Origin of the sequence: Aquisalimonas lutea, from assembly GCF_030409225.1 — a bacterium.
GTDB lineage: Bacteria > Pseudomonadota > Gammaproteobacteria > Nitrococcales > Aquisalimonadaceae > Aquisalimonas > Aquisalimonas lutea.
This window is the reverse complement of sequence record NZ_JAUFPK010000001.1, coordinates 1,651,528-1,669,481: the sequence shown is the minus strand read 5'-3', so window position 1 is coordinate 1,669,481 and position 17,954 is coordinate 1,651,528. Positions and strand designations below refer to the sequence as shown.

Below are 17,954 nucleotides of genomic sequence, written 5' to 3'. Positions count from 1 at the left end.
GCGCCTTGTTAGCTGCTCATTCGCTCGTATGGATTTGACTCAAACTGGCTAACTTCATTGACATCATCCATATGTATATAGACCTTTTCCGCTCGACTGCGGCTCTCATATGGTTGGTCGGTTCCGCCGTCGGGATTTGCCTCTTGAATCAATGTCTCATCAATTACTACTTTACCGAAGTTGTCCACTTTTCCGTACACTAGCGGTACCAGACCTACCCAATTGTTCCCTGCGCCAATTATCGGTAGCGCACAGACGAAGCCAATCACTACGGTACCATCGCTCTTCTTCAATAATACCGGCTTGCTTCGCTCTGCGGCTTCGAGGAGGGTATTCCGCATGTTATCCGCGTATCGCCGAGTTATCTGTACTAGCGCCGCCTCCTTCGTCACTACTATGTTGATAACCAGTGCGACTAACAGGCTTAATAGAACGGTTAACAGTAGACTTCCGCTGAACGCGAATGGCACCGCATCTTTAAAAAATTCGACGGGTTCGTAGTCAGCCAGCTTGGGATTTTCCCGAATTGCTCCTTCGATACCAACGCGGGCAATTACAAAATACAGGCCACCAAGAAGCGCAGACTCAAATAATGTCCTCTCCCACCGAATAAGTTCGATGCGATAACGGAAGTAATGGCTCGCCGCGAGTGAGACGTATCCAGCGGCCAACGCCGTCACAGAGATCGCGAGTGTAATGTCCTTCATAAGCTAACGGTTACCTTCAGCCGCGCGAGGTACGAGCGTCGGCTGCAAGGTTTGGTTGGGCGCGCTTATCGGATCACTTTCCGCGCGCAATCTTTCGCAATTTGCGAACTTCATCAGGTGTTCGATCTTTGCCGCCATAATGCAAGGCAGCATGGCAGTTGGGGCACACGGGCAGGAGATCATTTTTGGGATCTACCTTGTATCTCTGGCGGACATTGGCAATCGGCACGAGATGATGAACATGGATGTACCCTTCGAACTCCGGCCCGAACTCTGCGGCAAAGTCGAAACCGCAAATGGAGCAGTGGCTGCCATGTTCTTCAATGCACGCCGCGCGTGCGGCCGGGCTCCGCTCGAATGAGTTGACCGTCACCGATCGACGTGCTCCCTCCCACGTTGCTTCTGGGACCTCCTCCGGCAGAGCCGACGATCGCTCGTTTAGTTCCTGAGCCGTCACCGTAAATCCAAGATCTGCGAGCTTCGGAACCACCGTGGCCTGGCCACCCGAAAAGTCTGTAGGGGTTAACGGTTCTCCGAATTGATGTCCGTAGGCCGCACCAACAATGGCCTTGGAGTCATATGACTTCCCTTGGTACACGAGGAAGAACATTCGCGCCTTACCGAAGCCGTAGTGCCCCAAGAATGCCTCTCTGCCCATAGAGTCGTACTCAGAGATAGCTTTTAGCACGGCCTTGCGGTCGCTTAGATCATTGAAGCTCACTTGCTCTCCCCACGTCGTTCGCCCAACGCATAGCTAACCGGCGCGAGGTACGAGCGTCCGGTTGAGCGTCGTGTTGGGCCTACAAGCTATAGATAGGCGCATGCTGCCCTCCAATTAGGACGTGGGCCTCAAGCGTCCCCACCGGTGTGTTGAGTTGGTACTGGTATACGCGGGCACCGAAATCTAGCGGAAGATTGATCTCTACGTGCTCATTGTTCTTGATTCGCGTAAAAAACGGTTCAAACCGAGCGCCATTTATTGACTCCACGAGACGCTGGGGCGTTGGCGGTTCCATAAGGAGCTCGAAGTGCGATTGCACGGCCTTCATTAACTCCTCAGCTTTATCTTTCGCGTCCGCCGAATCAGATGCCTCAATGTACATCGGCACTTCCAACGATACTTCGTTTCTCCGGAACAGATATAGAATGAAGAAGTAGTAACCCATGTAGATTCCCCTGATTGTTTTCATCGGCCCAACGTGTAGCTAACCGGCGCGAGGAACGAGCGTCCGGTTGAGCGCATTGTTAAGTTCCCGGTTCACGATACTCTCCACGCTTAAGAAAGCGCGCGCGTTCATACTGGAATCGAAACCAGTTTACCGTCCGGTGGTGAGCCGACCAGACGCGGACCGTTCTCGAGGCGCCACGCGTGAAGCGGAAGTGATAGGTCCGGAACACCAGCATCGTGTGATCTGGGTTCGCCTTTACTTGGACGGAAAGGGTCTTGGCTTGAAACGGTTGTAGGTCACGTTCGGATTCGAGAACCTTTCCATCCCGCTCGATGCGTTGCCGACGGGCCGTATACGCCCTCACTGACACCAAAGGCTCGACCGATGTCGCTTGGGTGCCGATATTCTCCGCCTCGAAAGTAAGGATCGAACGCTCGTCCATTTCCGCGGTTGATACGTACGGCTGCTCCGACAGGAGCCACACGCGAACGCGAACCCGGTTTCTCCACTCCTGGATCCAAAACCACAGGCCACCGGTGCCACCAGCGAGATAGAGGGCCCGCATCGGATCATCCGAGAAATAATTGAGGATTTCCGCAAGCATCTATATCGCTAGGCCACTTAACGTTTTTCATGAGCCGCGCGACGTCAGTCGCGTCGGCTCAATGAGTTTGTTGAGCGCAATCGCTACTCGTGCCCCATCCTTTGCTTAAGACGCTGTACGCGCGCGGGCCCGACATAGACATATTCAAGAATCATACGAAAAAGCTCGTCAAGCAGCTCGCCGTCCCAAATGCTTATCTCCTGCGTGGACGCATGGGAGCCAATATTTCCAAGCTCTCGCACTAGGTCAGCGATATCCGCGAGGTCCGGAGGAAAAACGCCTCGCTTTGCCAGATCCTGGAGTTGCATGTGCAAATTTTGGCCAACTGCCTCTTGATCGCGGCAGATAAACTCAAGAGTCCGCCGAATCTGATTCGCGAAGGCGCCTGGCGCCGTGTGACGCAACGGCCATGCCTCTTGGAATGCCTTTCGGACCGGCAAGGGGACAGGGTTGCCGCCAGGCACGGTATGCCTAGCCGGTTCGATTTCCGGTCCGTTTGGGTAGAGTTGCGGACGTGGCGGCCCGTCGTAGTCGGGATCATGCTCGGAGGTTTCATGGTCGAAGCGACCGAGCAGTGTAAGGCCAGTACACGTGCCGCACAGGAAAGCGTAATAGGTGAACGGCTCGTAATAGCGCCGATCGACCTCCTCGTAAAGATGTTCGGCTGTATAACTAAACCGGAGAGTATGCGGTGTCCGGTTTCCGCAGTGACAGCACAGAAACACTACAGGCTGATCTGTATTCAAAACGTATCCTTTGCCCAACGCAAAACTAAGCCGCTGGGCGGAGCGAAGCGTAGGCCAGTCGGCTTCAGTGACGTGTTAGAACAAGCCGCCAATGTTGTCACCGCGTCACTCCTACTGTGGCCACTACTCAGGTTCAGCTAGCTCCGCCCAGATATCGGTAGGCGAGCAGACCAAATACAACAAAGAACGTGATGTACGTCAGTATCAGTGCCCGCCAGTAAAAGACCGCCAGGCGCCGATCGTGCGGATTTCCCGATCGCTTGATAGCGGATAACGACCCCCAAGTCGGGTTGGTCGACCCAGCCCCGATGTAGCTTAAATACCACCCCGGGTAGCCACGCGAACGAACAAATCTGGTCGCCGCCACCCAAACCGCTGTGCTTACTATGACTAACATCACAAAGATCTCGAGTAACATATTGGGGTTCTACCGAAGTAAGGTTCTTCTAACGGTTGGCTGAGGCGCGCCGCCCGGAGCGCCCGATTACAGGCAGCCACGTGTGCCGGCGTCGCCTCGAGCCAATTGTTGGAGGGAAAGACGCTCCGCAACCCCGGAGCTGACCGGACGGCACTGCACCGGCCTTGCCTTGCGCGCCCCGCACCAGGGGCCGCCGCGACATGGTGACCGCAGGCGTTACAGGATGACCTGATTCCAGTGCGCTCAATTCCCGCCCCAATTCACCGTGTCTGCCAACACGAACGCTCCGCTTTTGATCGCGGTTGAACGAAGCCCACCAATCCACGCTTCCGTGCCTTTAGCCATAAGCTCTTTCCCGCCAATGCCCAGCTTAACGCGCCGGCCTCGGAGCGACAGCGGAGAGGCCGGTCGGGTTGAAGCTATTGTTAGACGAAATCTTTGGATCGCAAGCCATTGGTTCGAACGAATACTCGCCATCGCTCCATCTTACGACGATTATCTCAGTATCATTCACCGGGATCACCTTCGCACCGATGGGGACATTGCTGCACCTAGAGAATCTAACCGCCTCTAGGTGATAAATGAAAGATGCTGCCGAAGTCTCTATAAAGCTCCCATACCTCGGCAGCATATGCGATGCAGAGCCCCAGAGAAAACCTAAGGCAACAGGGTATATAATTGCTCTTGCGGCAAGTGTTTTAAAGGGATAGCGTTCCAGGTTCTTGGGCACGACAGATTTGAAGCATTCGTCATGCTTGAGCACATCCGCGTGCGCAACCAGAATCAGGTATAGTTGCCCAAACAGGAACACCAGCGCAAACAGGACATAGGTCGAAATAAAGACAAATATAGGAACGAGAAGAATAGCGACGAAGACAACTGCATTGTCTAGCATAGATGTTTCAAATGCGACCACTTCATTTACAAGTTGCGCCGCGAGTGCGTACGCAGCCGTAGTGGATAACGCATATAGTAGAAGGAGTAGCGCCTTCCCCAGCGTGGTCGCCCAAACCTTGGAATACACAACCAAGATGTCTGAAACACCCCTGACACAAAGAGCAGGCCACTCAAGATGACGAAGGATACGAACGGCTGCCGGAAGGGCGTCATCCACCAAAAGGCAGCTATCAGAGCCACAACTGCACCGAAAAAGAAGAACTTCTGGCTCCGATTGAGATTAGCGCAGAGAACCTGGGTTTTCTCAAACCAAGCCCTCCCTTTGTTACGAATCCGCAAGAATGCCTCCCTCGTCATTTTACTTACCTCGTCTAACGCATAGCTAACGTGCTGGGTGAAGCGAAGCGTAACCCAGTCACGTTGAGCGACGTGTTAAGCGCTACGCCGGTCTTCTTCCACGAGATCATGAAGTTGATGCCCATCTGCCATCATATACTCGATTCCGTGCGGGAGTATCCGCCAATCTCCGATGCTTGAATTCTTCTTATTAGCTCTCGACACGAAGCCATTCCTTTCCAACCGTATCAGTTTGACCTCCAGCTCCAGTGGCGCGTACCTGTCATGGTGCTGCGCAAGCTCGGTAGTCGACATTGGCCGATCTTGCTCATAACCGTCGTGGAGCAAATAGGTCAGAAAATATATGTCGTCCTCGTCCGGCTCGAACGAGTTTCCTCCTTTTCGCGATGCCGGTAACTGCCGTCTATGCTGCAACCACGATCCGAGAACAGCCGCAGAAAGTGTCGCGACAGCCACGATAATTGCGGAAAGAATTGCGGGATCCATCGTTCTCCGATCTAGCGCTTAACGCCAATCTTAACCGGCCGGCTTTGTAGCGCCAGCGGAAAAGGCGGTCCGAGTTGAAGCTTTTGTTAGGTTACGTAGCCTTTGCATCCGCGGACACGCCTATCCTTTTAGTACGACAAATGTTCCCGCACTTCATAGTGCTGTGATCGATCATCATATCGGGAGAGAACCTCTTTGGCCTTTGCGGGAACGTAAGACACTGACAGGTCCTCACCAACAAACTCCTTGACCGAATTCCATGAGTCAAACGTCATGATCGTAATGAACTCGACTTCATCGTCATGTGGCCGACGCAGCAGTTGAATGTCTCTATATCCGGCAATGCTCTTTGCGACAATGCCCGGAAATATCTCTTCCTTGAGAAGAGTTTCGTACTTATCGGCGTTCTCGTGCGTTGTCCAGCCGTGCCAGATTCTCTTGATCATTGCATCTAGTCTCCCCATTCTCAGATGAATTCAACCTAACGCCAGCCGTAACCGGCGCATTTGTAGTGAGCACAGCGAACGGAAAATGCGTCCGTGTTTACGGCCTTGTTAGGCTCCATACCAAACCCCGTGAACACTACTCCCGGAAATCAGTGATCGGCTTAGCAGCCCACGGAGAACCCCTACCCTTGTATGCCCTTCTACAAGATGCAGGCCCTCTTCTACACCGACCAGATCACGACGAACAAATACTGGCTTAGTCACCCAAGTTTGGTGTTTTTCCCAATTCCGCCAAACATCTTCCCTGACATCAATGCACTGCCATCCAACACGTTCGAACTGATCAATCCTTTCACTGACTCTGTTCGCCCATTCGGAAAACCGAGACGACATGAAGCACGACTGAATATTTGCGGCAGCGAGCTCCCTTTTCTCCCACGACAGGGAACCAATATCGAGGTCCCCATACTCTTGTTGATGCTCTCCGTTTCGCCCGTGATCTCGATAGACCTGTTTCGCCACCTCAATTGGTGTGTTGGGAAGCGCTTCAATGATCGCCTCCAGTTCAATGATGCCATTGCGTTCGTTGTATGGGAGATCGAGTAGGTCCCGAAACTTCATCTTTTTGAGCCTAACTAAAAGTAGACATCGGTATCGACGTGCTAAATCGCGTCATCAGTGACGGATAAGATGCACTCACTTGCCACGATGTGGCGGCGACGCTAGGCTTGACGTGGTCGAACACATTACTTTGACAGGGAGCAAGGTCGCCATGGAGCAGGCGCTGAAGCTGCTGGACGAGGTCCGTGATCGGATTCGCCGCAAGCACTACAGCATTCGCACGGAAAAGAGCTACGTCGACTGGATTCGACGCTATATTCTCTTCCACGGCAAGCGGCATCCGCGGGATATGGGGGCCCCGGAAGTTGAGGCCTTTCTGACCCACCTGGCGGCACGAAAGAACGTGGCTGCGTCCACGCAGAATCAGGCCTTCAGCGCTCTCCTGTTTCTTTACCGGGAGGTGCTGGGCCTGTAGCTCGACGCCATACAGAGTGTTGAGCGCGCCAGGAAGCCTGCGCGGCTGCCGGTCGTGCTCACACGGGCGGAGATCCGTGCTGTTCTCGCCCATCTGGATGGCACGCGCTGGCTGATGGCATCTTTGCTTTACGGCGCCGGGCTGCGGCTGATGGAGTGCGTTCGGCCGCGCATCAAGGATGTTGAGTTCTCCCGCTGCGGGCGTCTTGTCCGGGGCGGCAAAGGCGTGCGAAGCCCGCTGGACGTGGCGTGATGGCGGGCATTTCCGGCTGGTGCAGTGGCCTAGATCCATGGCGTGGCTCCCGCATGTCGTCCTGTCACGACAGTAGCGGAAATCGGGCGGCGTGCCAAACGGTCGGTCTGGTCGTTTCACGTTCGGCCTCCCATAAAAGCGAAACCCCGGCACCTTGCGATGACCGGGGTTCGTTCTTCCTGCCACGGTGCGGCTTACGCTAGCCGCACTTGGAATCCCCGCAGTTCAGGCACGTCATACAGCCGTCCATCTGGACCATGGCCTTGACGTTGCACTTGCCGCAGAGGGCGGCGTTCTCCGGGAAGTCGCCTTCTTCGGGGGCCTCCGCGGCGGCGGCGTCCATGGCCGGGTTGTGGCCCTTGGCCTCGGCCTTTTTCTTCTCCAGGAAGGCCTTCTGGTGCTCGTCCATCTCCTCGGGCTCGATCATGCCGATCTTCTTGAGATGGGTCTCGATGACGTCGCCCAGCTCGGCCACCAGGGAGGGCATGAAGCGCCCGCCCTTCTTGAAGTAGCCGCCGCGCGGGTCGAACACGGAGCGCAGCTCCTCCACCAGGAAGGTGCAGTCGCCGCCCTTGCGGAACACCGAGGAGATGATCCGCGTGAGCGCGACGATCCACTGGAAGTGGTCCATGTTCTTGGAGTTGATGAAGATCTCGAACGGCCGCCGGATCTCGTGATCCGTGCCGGGGTTGAGCACGATGTCGTTGATGGTGACGTACAGCGCGTGCTCCGACAGCGGCGTCTTGATCTTGTAGGTGCTGCCCTCGAGCTCGTTGGGCCGCTGCACCATCTCGTGCATGTGCTCGATGTCCGGGGCGTTAGCGGCCTCAGCCGGGGTGGCGGAGGCGTTGCTCTTCGCCGCCTCGTCCTCGGGCTTGGCCACTTCGTAGCCCACGATCTTGCTGTCTATCTTGATCGCCATGTTGCTCGTCCTCCGTGGGCTCAGAACTTGCCGTAGTAGCCTTCTTTCAGGGCGTCGTAGAGGTTGGCGGCGGTGTGGGTCTCGCCGTCGTACTCGATCTCGTCGCCGCCCTGGGCCTCGACCACGCTGCCGTCTTCCAGCTCGAAGCGGTAGGTGGTGTTGGCCAGGTCTTCCTCCTTCACCAGCACGCCCTGGAAGGCCTCCGGGTTGAAGCGGAACGTGGTGCAGCCCTTCAGCCCCTGCTCGTACGCGTACAGGTAGATGCCCTTGAAGTCCTCGTAGGGGTAGTCCGTGGGCACGTTGGCCGTCTTGGAGATGGAGGAGTCCACCCACTTCTGGGCCGCGCCCTGGATGTCCACGTGCTGCTTGGGCGTGACGTCGTCCGCGGTGATGAAGTAGTCCGGCAGGCCGGCGCTGTTGGCATCCGCCGCCTTGGGCAGGCCCGAGGCGTCGATGAAGGAGCGGTAGGCCAGCAGCTCGAAGCTGAACACGTCCACCTTCTCCTTGGACTTGCGCCCTTCGCGGATGACGTTGCGGTAGTAGTGGTGCGCGAAGCTGGGCTCGATGCCGTTGCTGGCGTTGTTGGCCAGGGACAGGGAGATGGTGCCCGTGGGCGCGATGGAGCTGTGGTGCGTGAAGCGCGCGCCCTTGTCGGCGATGGCGTCCACGGTCTCCGGGTCGGCGCCGGCGACCTTCTCCATGTAGTGGCTGTAGCGCGCCATGAGCACGCGGCCCTTGACCTTGTCACCGGCCTTGTAGCCGTCCTCGGCCATGCGCGGGCGCTTGGCCAGCATCTCCTTGGTGACGGTGAACTCCTCGTCCATGATCGGCGCCGGGCCCTTCTCCTCGGCCAGGTCCACGGCGGTGCGCCAGCCCTGCAGGGACATCTGCTTGGCGGCTTCCTCGGTGAAGGCCACGGAGTCGGCGTCGCCGTACTTCATACGCAGCATGGTCACCGTCGAGCCCAGGCCCAGGAAGCCCATACCGTGGCGGCGCTTGCGCATGATCTCCTTCTGCTGCTCGGGCAGCGGCAGGCCGTTGACCTCCACCACGTTGTCGAGCATGCGCGTGAAGATGTCCACCACCTCGCGGTAGGTGTCCCAGTCGAAGTGGGCGTTCTCGGTGAACGGCTCGCGCACGAACTTGGTGAGGTTCACCGAGCCCAGCAGGCACGCGCCGTAGGGCGGCAGGGGCTGCTCGCCGCAGGGGTTGGTGGCGCGGATGTCCTCGTCGAACCAGTTGTTGTTCATCTCGTTGACGCGGTCGATGAGGATGAACCCCGGCTCGGCGAAGTCGTAGGTGGAGGTCATGATCATGTCCCACAGGCGCTTCGCCTTGACGGTGCGCTCGATGCGGCAGGCGACCAGGCCCTCGTCGTTGGTGATGTAGCCCTCCTTGGTGGGCCAGTAGCGCCAGATGATGGTGGACGGGTCGTTGAGATCCAGCTCGTCCACCTCCGCCTCGCGCGGGCTCACCGGGAACGCCAGGGGCCAGTCGGCGTCGTTGCGCACGGCCTCGATGAACTCGTCGGTGATCAGCAGCGACAGGTTGAACTGGCGCAGGCGGCCGTTCTCGCGCTTGGCGCGGATGAAGTCGAGGACGTCCGGGTGGCCCACGTCGAAGGTGGCCATCTGCGCGCCGCGGCGGCCGCCGGCGCTGGAGACGGTGAAGCACATGCGGTCGTAGATGTCCATGAACGACAGCGCGCCGCTGGTGTAGGCGCCGGCGCCGGAGACGTAGGCGCCCTTGTGCCGCAGGGTGGAGAACTCGTAGCCGATGCCGCAGCCGGCCTTCAACGTCAGCCCCGCCTCGTGCACCTTCTGCAGGATGTCGTCCATGGAGTCGCCGATGGTGCCGGAGACGGTGCAGTTGATGGTGCTGGTGGACGGCTTGTGCTCCTCGGCGCCCGCGTTGGAGGTAATGCGGCCGGCCGGGATGGCGCCCTGACGCAGCGCCCAGAGGAACTTGCCGTACCACTCCTGGCGCTTGGCCTCGGTCTCCTCCACCTGCGCGAGGGACCAGGCCACGCGCTTGTAGGTGTCATCGACGGTCTCGTCGATGATGCGGCCGTCCTTCGCCTTCAGGCGGTACTTCTTGTCCCAGATGTCCCAGGATGCGCTCTGGATGTCGATCTCCGTGACGTCCCTGGGCAAGTCCCGGGCCTCGGCTGTGCTGGTCATTCGCTGAGTCTCCTTCGCGTACGGATTCGTCTTTGTTAGATCAATGATTTGGCCCGATTATCCACAGGCCGGTCCACAACATGTCTACAGGTTTTCCGATGAAACCCCTATATGTTGGGTGCGGATGCAGCTCATGGTAGAACATCCGGTGTTCAAGTCAACGGTTGACTTCCGGTGGATCAGGGGCTCGAGCGACGGCCGTGCGGCCGGGCGGCGCCGCTACCAGAGGTCGGCGGGGACGGCGTCGGCGCGCCGGTAGCGGGCCGTGGACTCGTAGCCCAGGAAGCGCAGGATCTCGGGCTCGCGGGTGAGCGCATCGCGGTAGCCCAGGTCGATGAGCGCCCGGGTGAAGCCGCGCTCGAACAGCAGGTAGCTGGCCACCGTGGAACCCGCCCCGCTGGTTGCACCGCTGCCCCGCAGGAAGAAGCGCAGGGTGCGCGGCAGCTCGTGGGCACAGGCGGCGGCGATCTCGTCCAGCTCCCGGCTGGGGGCGATCTGCAGCGCGTCCACGCGGCGCAGATCCGGCCCCTGCTCGCGCTTCGCGTCGCCCGGGAGATGCTCCAGGGTGCGGTTGATGCGCTCCAGCCTCTCCAGATCGCCCTCGAGCATGTCGATGAACGCCGAGTCGAGCACGTGGCCGAGGATCTCGGCCACCGACGGATAGCGCTCCGGGGGCCGCTGGGCGCGCTTGATCCCGGTGCGACCGCTGACGCCGATGACCAGCACGCGGTTGGCGCCCATGTGCAGCGCCGGGCTGATGGGCGCGAGCTGGCGCACGCTGCCGTCGCCGTAGAAATGATCGCCGATGCGCACGGCAGGGAACACCGCCGGGATGGCGCTGGACGCCATCAGGTGCTCCAGGCCGATCCGGGTACGCACGCCGAGCCGCCGGGCGCGCCCCCACTCCTGGATGCTGTCGACGCCCTGGAAGAACGACACGGACTCGCCGCCAGTATACCGCGAGGCGGTGATGCTCAGCCCGCGCAGCTGCCCGGCGTCGATGGCGCGGTCGATGCGCTCGAAGCGGACCACCTGCGCCAGCAGCTCCTGGAGCGGGCGGTTGTCCAGCAGGGAGACCGGCCGGTAGGCGCCGACGCCGCCCAGGAACAGCGCCCCCAGCCACTTCATGGCGCGGGTGGACACGCCCCAGGCGTCAGTGCGGTAGACCTGCCGGGCGCGGAAGTCGCGCCAGACGGCCTCCAGGCCGCGCACGCCCTGGCGGAAGCGCGCGGCATGGGTGGCCACGGCGGCGGCGTTGATGGCCCCGGCGGAGGTTCCGCAGATCACCGGGAACGGGCTGGGCGCGCCGCGCGGGAGCATCTCGCCGATGCCCTTGAGCACGCCCACCTGGTACGCCGCCCGGGCGCCGCCGCCGGAGAGAATCAGCCCGACGCAGGGTGTCTCGCCCCCGCCGCTTGCTCGGCTGCGGCTCCTCCCCCGCGCCATGGCGCTACTTTTCCAGGGTGAAACCGATCTTCACCGTCACCTGCCAGTGGGCCACGTCGCCGTCGACGATATGGCCCCGCGTGTCGGTCACCTCGAACCAGTGCATGTTGCGCACGGTCTGGCCCGCGGTGCGCACGGCGTTGCGGATGGCCGCATCCATGCCGTTCGGGGACGACCCGGTCACCTCCAGGTGCTTGTAGACGTGCTCGCTCATGCGCTTCTCCCTGTTGTGCCGCCTCCGGCGTGCAGATCCGCGGCCTCGACGATGTGGACGCCGGCGTTCTTCAGCGCCTGCTGGCAATCCTGGTCGTTGTCGTGGGTCACCGGCCGCGTCAGGTCCCAGATGAACCCGGTGCGGAAGCCGGCCTCCACGGCGTCCTCGGCGGTCCACTGCACGCAGACGTCCCGCGCCAGGCCGCAGGCCAGCACGGTATGGATGTCGCGCTCACGCAGGTAGCCGGCCAGGCCGGTGGCGGGCCGCTTGCCCTCGGCGTCCCAGTTATTGCGGAAGCCGCTGTAGGAGTCCGACTGCGGATCGCAGCCCTTGCGCAGGATCAGGTCCACCCGCTCCCAGGGCAGGCCCGATGCCAGCTTGGCGCCGGGGGTGCCCTGGACGCAGTGCTCCGGCCACAGCACCTGCTCGTGGCCGTGCAGCTCGATGGTCTCGAAGGGCTCCCGCCCCTGATGGGAGCTGGCGAAGGAGACGTGCCCCGCCGGGTGCCAGTCCTGGGTGGCCACCATGACGCCGCAGGGGACCGACTCCATGAGCTCCCGCACGCCGGGCACAATGGCGTCGCCGTCAGCGGTGGCCAGCGGACCGTCGTTCATGAAGTCCGGCTGGATGTCCACCAGCAGCAGCGCCGTGTGCGCCGGGTCGCTGAGCAGTTCGTGGTGGTGATGATGAGTCATGCATCGTCCTCCTTCGGGATGATGCGTTCCCTGGGCAGAATGTCCTCTCCTTTCCCTGAGTATCGTGGCGGCCGGGGCTTGTCACAAGGGGCGTCGTGGTTGCGTGGTGGCAGCGGGGAGGGGTTCTGGGAGGGTCGCGGCTGAAGCCGCTCCCACGGCGGGTTTTGGGAAAGCCTTTCCCATCGCCCGCCGTAGGAGCGACGTAAGTCGCGACCGTTGCAGGGAGCCCGATTCGCGGAACAGTCGGGGCTGAAGCCCCTCCCACAGAAGTGCCAGGGTTTGCCGGGCTTGTCGGGGCTGAAGCCCCTCCCACAGTGCATCCCCCCAAGCTCTGGAACTCTTGTGGGAGGGGCTTCAGCCCCGACAGGCCGCTGCGGCTAGCGCACGGGCTTGACCGCCAGCGGGGCCCAGCTCTGGGTGACGGGCATGACCTCGAGGCTGTTGACGTTCACCCGGGCCGGCAGGCTGGTGACCCACCAGATGATCTCGGCGATGTCCTCGGGCAGCATCGGGTCGTTGCCCTCGTACAGGCTCTTCGCCTTGTCCTCGTCGCCGCGGAAGCGCACCACCGAGAACTCGGTCTCGCACAGCCCCGGCTCCAGGTTGGTCACCCGCACCCGGGTACCCTGCAGGTCCGAGCGCATGGCGCGGCTGAACTGCTGCACGAAGGCCTTGGTACCGCAGTAGACGTTGCCGCCGGGGTACGGCCAGTTGCCGGCCACGGAGCCCAGGTTCACCACGTGGCCGCGGTTGCGCTCCACCATGCCCGGGAGGACGGCGCGGGTGACGCGCAGCAGCCCCTTGATGTTGGTGTCGACCATGGTCTCCCACTCGTCCAGGTCGCACTGGTGGGCGGGCTCGCGGCCCAGGGCCAGGCCGGCGTTGTTGACCAGCACGTCGATGTCCGCGAAGGCCTCCGGCAGGCCGGCCATGGCCGCGTCGGTAGCCCGGCGGTCGGCGATGTCGAACGCCAGGGTGTGCACCCGCTCGGGGCCGCCGAGCTGCTCCTGCATGGCATCCAGGCGCTCGCGGCGCCGGCCGGTGATGACCACCTTCCAGCCCTGCTCGCTGAAATGCTGCGCCGTGGCCGCGCCGAAGCCCGACGTTCCCCCGGTAACCAGAATCGTGCCGCTCATTGGTTATCTCCTCTGCTTGTATCTCGGGTATCACTCCGCCGTGACGCGCTCGCCGGTGCCCGTGCGTTGTTCCCGCTGCTCCAGCCGGTCCAGGTCGTGGGCCACGGCGTTGGTGGAGCGGGTGAACCGGGCCAGCAGATCATAGAGCACCGGCGTCAGGAACAGGGTCAGCAGCGTAGCGAAGCTCAGGCCGCCGATGATCACCACGCCGATGGCGCTGCGGCTCTCCGCCCCCGCGCCGCCGGAGAGCACCAGCGGCAGCGCGCCGAACACGGTGGACACGGCCGTCATGAGAATGGGCCGGAAGCGCAGGGTCGCCCCCTCCAGGATGGCCTCGCGCACCGTGTGTCCGGCGTCCCGGAGCTGGTTGGCGAACTCCACCATGAGAATGCCGTTCTTGGCCATGAGGCCGATGAGCAGGATCATGCCGATCTGGCTGTAGATGTTCAGCGAGATGCCGGTGGCGAACAGCGCCGCCAGCGCGCCGGTGACGGCCAGGGGCACGGAGACCAGGATGATCCCCGGGTGGATGAAGCTCTCGAACTGGGCGGCCAGCACCAGGAACACCACCACCAGGGCCAGCGCGAAGGTGACGTAGATGGCGTTGGAGGTCTCGGTGAACTCTTGGGACACGCCCAGGTAGCTGGTCTGTGCCTCCTCGGGGAGCTCCTCGGCGGCGATGCGGTCCAGGTAGTCCAGGGCGCTGCCCAGGTCGTAGCCCTCGGCCACGGAGCCCTCGATGGTCACCGACGGCAGCCGGTTCACCCGGGTGAGCACCGGCGGCGAGCCCACCTCCTCCAGGGTCAGCAGGCTGGACAGCGGGATCAGGTCGTTGCTGTCGGCGCGCACGAAGATGTTCTCCAGGTCCGACGGTGAGGCCCGGTCCGCCTCGGCGGCCTGGAGCATGACATCGTACTCGCGCCCGCGGTCCAGGTAGGTGGTCACCTGTCGCGAGGCGAGCATGGTCTGCAGCGTGCCGCCCACGTCGCGGATGCTGACCCCCAGGTCCGCCGCCAGCTCGCGGTTGACGCTGACGTTGAGCTGCGGCCGCGTCTCCTCGTAATCGGCGTCCAGGCCCTGCAGGTTGGGGTTCTCCCGGGCGCGCTCGAGGATGCGCTCGCTCCACTCGCCCAGCTGCTCGTAGCTGGAGCCGCCGATGACGAACTGGATGGGCTGCTGGAAGCCGCTCTGGCCCAGCCCCGGCGGGTTGACGGCGAACGCGCGGATGCCCGGAATGCCCATGAGCCGCGGCATGAGCTCGGCGGCGATGGCCTGCTGGGAGCGCTCGCGCTCCTCCCACGGCGTCAGCCCGAGGATGGTGAAGGCGCTGTTCTCGCGCCCGCGGAAGCCGATGATGGAGAACACCCGCCAGGCCTCGCCGCGGTCGACGTATTCCTGGAGGATGGCCTCGATCTTGCGCACCTGCTCGTCGGTATAGGCCGAGGTGGCGCCCTGGGGCGCGCTGCTGGGGATGATGATGACGCTGCGGTCCTCGGTGGGCGAGAGCTCCTGGGGCAGCACCTGGAACAGCTGCCAGGCCATGGCGCCCGCGGCCACGCAGACCGCCAGCACCACCAGCGGCAGCCCCAGGGCCCGCGACAGAAGCGCGCGGTAGCCGTTCGCCAGGCCCGTGAACGCACGCTCTGTCATGCGGTGGAGCCGGCCCTCCTCGTCCGGCGGATGCAGCCAGCGCGAGCACAGCACCGGCGCCAGGGTCAGGGCCACGATGCTGGAGAACGCCACCGCCGCCGCCAGCACCAGGCCGAACTCCGTGAACAGCCGGCCGACGTTGCCCTCCATGAAGGCGATGGGCACGAACACGGCGATCAGCGTCAGCGTCGTGGCGACAATGGCGAAGCCCACCTGGCGCGCGCCGCGGTAGGCCGCCAGCAGCGGCGGCTCGCCGTCGTCCACCCGGCGCTGGACGTTCTCCAGCATGACGATGGCGTCGTCCACCACCAGGCCGATGGCCAGGATCAGCGCCAGCAGGGTGAGCACGTTGATGGAAAAGCCCAGCGGCGCCATGACCGTGAACGCGCCGATCACGGCCACTGGGATGGTCACGGCGGGGATGAACGTCGCCCGCACGGAGCGCAGGAACACGAAGATCACCAGCACCACCAGGCCGACAGCGATGGCGAGGGTGGTGAGCACCTCGCGGATGGACTCGCGGATGAACACCGACTCGTCGTAGCTGGTCTCGAGGGCGACGCCTTCCGGCAGGGTGGCGCGGATGTGCTCGAGCTCCTCCTGCACGGCGTCGGAGACGCTGATGATGTTGGCCTGGGACTGCCGGATGATGCCCAGGCCCACGGCCGTGCGGCCGTTGTTGCGCAGGATGGCGCTGTCGTCCTCGACGCCGCGCTCCACCCGGGCGACGTCGCCCAGGCGCACCGGCGTGTCGCCGTCCTGGCGGACGACCAGCCGCCGGAACGCCGCGGGCTCGCTCAGGCGGGTATCCGTGCGCACGGTGAGATCCCGCATGACGGATTCCACGCGGCCGGCGGGCAGCTCCACGTTGCTGGCGCGCAGGGCGGTCTCCACGTCGGCCACGGTGACGCCGCGCGCCGCCATGGCCTCGCGGTCCAGCCACACCCGCATGGCGTAGCGTCGCTGGCCGCCGATGCGGATGTCCGCCACGCCTTCCAGCACCGACAGGCGGTCCTGGATCTGGCGCTCGATGAGGTCGCTCATCTCCGCCGGCTCCAGCCGGTCGGAGCTCATGGCCAGCCACATCATGGGCCGGGCGTCCGCCTCGGTCTTGGTCACCACCGGCGACTCGGCGTCCTCCGGCAGGTCGTCGGCGATGCGCGCCAGGGCGTCACGGACATCGTTGGCGGCGTTGTCGATGTCGCGGCTGAGCTCGAACTCGATGGTGGTCTCGCCGCGGCCGTTGCGGCTCTGCGAGGTCAGCGAGCTGATGCCGTCCACGCGGCTCACCGCCCCCTCGATGCGCTCCGTGATCTCGGTGTCGATGACCTGCGGGGCGGCGCCGACGTATTCCGTGGACACGGAGACGATGGGCGGGTCGATGTTGGGGTACTCGCGCACGGGCAGCTGCATCAGCGAGGCGATGCCGAGCACGACGATGAGCAGGCTCACCACCGCGGCCAGCACGGGCCGCTTCACCGACAAGTCGGAGAGGATCATCGGCGGACCTCGGCGCCGTCGCGGACGGTCTGCAGGCCGGCCACCACCACCGCGTCGCCGTCACCGACCCCGCCGGCCACCTCCACCCGCCCGTCGATCCGCCGGCCGGTGGTCACCGGCACGCGCCGGGCGGTGTCGTCGTCGATGACGTAGACGAAGCTGTCGGCGCCCTCGCGCAGCAGCGCCTCCTCGGGCACCATGACCGCGTCGCGCTCCGCCAGCACCAGGCGGGCGGTCATGAACATGCCCGGGCGCAGGCGGCGGTCGTCGTTGGCGAACTCCGCCTGCACGCGGACGCTGCGGGTCACCGGGTCGACGCGGGGACTGATCCGCGCCACCACGCCCTCGAAGACGCGGTCGCCGAAGCCGAGGCTGTGCGCCGCCACCGGCAGGCCGGGAGCCAGGTCGCCCAGGTAGCGCTCCGGCACCGAGAACTCCAGCCGCACCACGGACAGGTCGTCCAGCGTCGTGAGCACCGCTCCCGGCTCCACGTAGGCGCCGGGGCTGACCTCGCGCAGGCCGGCGACGCCGTCGAACGGCGCGCGGATGGTGCGATCCTCCAGCCGGCTGCGGGCCACCTGCACCCGGGCCTCGGCGACTTCCAGCGCCGCCCGGCGCTCGTCCAGCTGGGACTCCGGCACGTCGCGGTTCTCGAACAACGCCGCCGTACGGCGGTACTTCGCCGCGGCATCGTCGCGCTCGGCCCGAGCCTCGCGCAGATCCGCCTCCTGGCGCACGTGATCGAGGATGAACAGCGGCTCGCCGGCTTCCACGGGCTGCCCCTCGCGCACCGGCACCTCGATGATCCGGCCGGCCACCTCGGCGACGATTGCCACGGACTCCCGGGCGCGGGTGGTGCCCACCGCACGCACCACGTCCTGCACGGACCGCCGCTCAGCCTCGGCCACCTCCACCGGGGTTGCGCGTGCGCCCGCGCCCGGAGCCCTGGCATCGCCGCCGGCGGCGCTGTCGATCTCCTCGAGCCAGAACCAGCCGCCCAGGGCCAGGCCGGTGATCACCAGGACGCCGAGGAACTGCCCCAGCCAGCGGAACCGATTTTGCAAGGTCTTGTCTCCAGAATACCGGGCCGCAA

18 protein-coding genes are annotated in these 17,954 nt (G+C 63.1%); 2 read left to right on the top strand and 16 right to left on the bottom strand.

Going from position 1 to position 17,954, the window contains the following annotated elements; all coding sequences use genetic code 11:
• Positions 1 to 8: 8 nt before the first annotated feature.
• The 8 genes from QWY84_RS07775 to QWY84_RS07740 all read right to left on the bottom strand — a co-directional run bounded on the left by QWY84_RS07775 (position 9) and on the right by QWY84_RS07740 (position 5,830).
• Positions 9 to 707, bottom strand: a complete 699-nt coding sequence (locus QWY84_RS07775) for a hypothetical protein (RefSeq protein WP_290202009.1) — start codon at positions 705 to 707, stop codon at positions 9 to 11.
• A 73-nt stretch (positions 708 to 780) separates the two neighbouring features.
• Positions 781 to 1,428: an HNH endonuclease gene (locus QWY84_RS07770; protein ID WP_290202008.1), complete on the bottom strand. Its 648-nt coding sequence runs from the start codon at positions 1,426 to 1,428 to the stop codon at positions 781 to 783.
• A gap of 79 nt (positions 1,429 to 1,507) precedes the next feature.
• Positions 1,508 to 1,873 carry a hypothetical protein gene (locus QWY84_RS07765; protein WP_290202007.1) on the bottom strand — a complete coding sequence of 122 codons (366 nt, stop codon included), beginning with the start codon at positions 1,871 to 1,873 and terminating at the stop codon, positions 1,508 to 1,510.
• A 79-nt stretch (positions 1,874 to 1,952) separates the two neighbouring features.
• Positions 1,953 to 2,480 carry a hypothetical protein gene (locus QWY84_RS07760; RefSeq protein WP_290202006.1) on the bottom strand — a complete coding sequence of 176 codons (528 nt, stop codon included), beginning with the start codon at positions 2,478 to 2,480 and terminating at the stop codon, positions 1,953 to 1,955.
• A gap of 83 nt (positions 2,481 to 2,563) precedes the next feature.
• Positions 2,564 to 3,226: a DUF4145 domain-containing protein gene (locus QWY84_RS07755; protein ID WP_290202005.1), complete on the bottom strand. Its 663-nt coding sequence runs from the start codon at positions 3,224 to 3,226 to the stop codon at positions 2,564 to 2,566.
• A gap of 788 nt (positions 3,227 to 4,014) precedes the next feature.
• Positions 4,015 to 4,758 carry a hypothetical protein gene (locus tag QWY84_RS07750; protein ID WP_290202004.1) on the bottom strand — a complete coding sequence of 248 codons (744 nt, stop codon included), beginning with the start codon at positions 4,756 to 4,758 and terminating at the stop codon, positions 4,015 to 4,017.
• Between the two features lie 215 nt (positions 4,759 to 4,973).
• Positions 4,974 to 5,384, bottom strand: a complete 411-nt coding sequence (locus QWY84_RS07745) for a hypothetical protein (protein ID WP_290202003.1) — start codon at positions 5,382 to 5,384, stop codon at positions 4,974 to 4,976.
• A gap of 128 nt (positions 5,385 to 5,512) precedes the next feature.
• On the bottom strand, positions 5,513 to 5,830 hold the full coding sequence (locus QWY84_RS07740; protein WP_290202002.1) for a hypothetical protein: 318 nt from the start codon (positions 5,828 to 5,830) through the stop codon (positions 5,513 to 5,515).
• 192 nt (positions 5,831 to 6,022) lie between these two features.
• Here QWY84_RS07740 and QWY84_RS07735 point away from each other — a divergent pair, with 192 nt between their 5' ends.
• Positions 6,023 to 6,436: a hypothetical protein gene (locus QWY84_RS07735; protein ID WP_290202001.1), complete on the top strand. Its 414-nt coding sequence runs from the start codon at positions 6,023 to 6,025 to the stop codon at positions 6,434 to 6,436.
• A 166-nt stretch (positions 6,437 to 6,602) separates the two neighbouring features.
• Complete coding sequence (locus QWY84_RS07730) at positions 6,603 to 6,866, top strand: phage integrase N-terminal SAM-like domain-containing protein (RefSeq protein ID WP_290202000.1); 264 nt, start codon at positions 6,603 to 6,605, stop codon at positions 6,864 to 6,866.
• 451 nt (positions 6,867 to 7,317) lie between these two features.
• On the opposite strand, the gene QWY84_RS07725 is transcribed toward QWY84_RS07730, so the two are convergent.
• The 8 genes from QWY84_RS07725 to QWY84_RS07690 form a co-directional block, all read right to left on the bottom strand.
• Positions 7,318 to 8,040, bottom strand: coding sequence for a TSCPD domain-containing protein (locus QWY84_RS07725; protein WP_290201999.1), 723 nt, complete (start codon positions 8,038 to 8,040; stop codon positions 7,318 to 7,320).
• Positions 8,041 to 8,060: 20 nt separating this feature from the next.
• Positions 8,061 to 10,220, bottom strand: coding sequence for an adenosylcobalamin-dependent ribonucleoside-diphosphate reductase (locus QWY84_RS07720; protein ID WP_290201998.1), 2,160 nt, complete (start codon positions 10,218 to 10,220; stop codon positions 8,061 to 8,063).
• 219 nt (positions 10,221 to 10,439) lie between these two features.
• The gene (locus QWY84_RS07715) at positions 10,440 to 11,666 is read right to left on the bottom strand and encodes a patatin-like phospholipase family protein (protein ID WP_290201997.1); all 1,227 of its coding nucleotides are present in this window, start codon (positions 11,664 to 11,666) and stop codon (positions 10,440 to 10,442) included.
• 4 nt (positions 11,667 to 11,670) lie between these two features.
• Entirely contained in the window at positions 11,671 to 11,880 is a 210-nt protein-coding gene (locus tag QWY84_RS07710) for a dodecin (protein WP_290201996.1), read from the bottom strand.
• Positions 11,877 to 12,575, bottom strand: a complete 699-nt coding sequence (locus tag QWY84_RS07705; RefSeq protein ID WP_290201995.1) for a nicotinamidase — start codon at positions 12,573 to 12,575, stop codon at positions 11,877 to 11,879. The genes QWY84_RS07710 and QWY84_RS07705 overlap by 4 nt, the downstream gene beginning before the upstream one ends.
• A gap of 377 nt (positions 12,576 to 12,952) precedes the next feature.
• Positions 12,953 to 13,711: an SDR family oxidoreductase gene (locus QWY84_RS07700; protein WP_290201994.1), complete on the bottom strand. Its 759-nt coding sequence runs from the start codon at positions 13,709 to 13,711 to the stop codon at positions 12,953 to 12,955.
• A 30-nt stretch (positions 13,712 to 13,741) separates the two neighbouring features.
• Entirely contained in the window at positions 13,742 to 16,861 is a 3,120-nt protein-coding gene (locus QWY84_RS07695; RefSeq protein WP_290201993.1) for an efflux RND transporter permease subunit, read from the bottom strand.
• Positions 16,858 to 17,925: an efflux RND transporter periplasmic adaptor subunit gene (locus QWY84_RS07690; protein ID WP_290201992.1), complete on the bottom strand. Its 1,068-nt coding sequence runs from the start codon at positions 17,923 to 17,925 to the stop codon at positions 16,858 to 16,860. The genes QWY84_RS07695 and QWY84_RS07690 overlap by 4 nt, the downstream gene beginning before the upstream one ends.
• Positions 17,926 to 17,954 lie beyond the last annotated feature (29 nt).